This is a genomic window from Acinetobacter sp. WU_MDCI_Abxb74 (assembly GCF_025513915.1).
Lineage (GTDB): Bacteria > Pseudomonadota > Gammaproteobacteria > Pseudomonadales > Moraxellaceae > Acinetobacter > Acinetobacter calcoaceticus_C.
Genome location: NZ_JAHPRP010000024.1, coordinates 1 through 527, shown reverse-complemented (window position 1 = coordinate 527; position 527 = coordinate 1). Strand labels below are relative to the sequence as shown.

Here is a 527-nt window from a genome sequence, read left to right as displayed (position 1 = left end):
TCTGACTCTGACAGCGACTCTGATTCGGACAGTGATTCGGACTCTGACAGTGACTCTGATTCGGACAGTGACTCGGATTCTGACAGCGACTCGGATTCTGACAGCGACTCTGACTCTGATAGCGACAGCGACTCTGATTCGGACAGTGACTCGGATTCGGACAGCGACTCTGACAGTGACTCAGACTCTGATAGTGACTCAGACTCTGATAGTGACTCTGATTCGGACAGTGATTCTGACTCTGACAGTGACTCTGATTCTGACAGCGACTCGGACTCTGATAGCGACAGCGATTCTGACAGCGACTCTGATTCTGACAGCGACTCTGATTCTGACAGCGACTCTGATTCTGACAGCGACTCGGACTCTGACAGCGATTCTGATTCTGACAGTGACTCGGACTCTGACAGCGACTCGGATTCGGACAGTGACTCTGATTCTGACAGCGACTCTGACTCTGACAGCGACTCTGATTCGGACAGTGATTCGGACTCTGACAGTGACTCTGATTCGGACAGTGACTCGGA

At 51.8% G+C, this 527-nt stretch carries 1 protein-coding gene; it reads left to right on the top strand.

What is annotated here, in order from left to right; all coding sequences use genetic code 11:
• Positions 1–527 (top strand): hypothetical protein (locus tag KTH84_RS18975; RefSeq protein ID WP_262474775.1); only part of this gene is annotated, 527 nt, incomplete at both ends.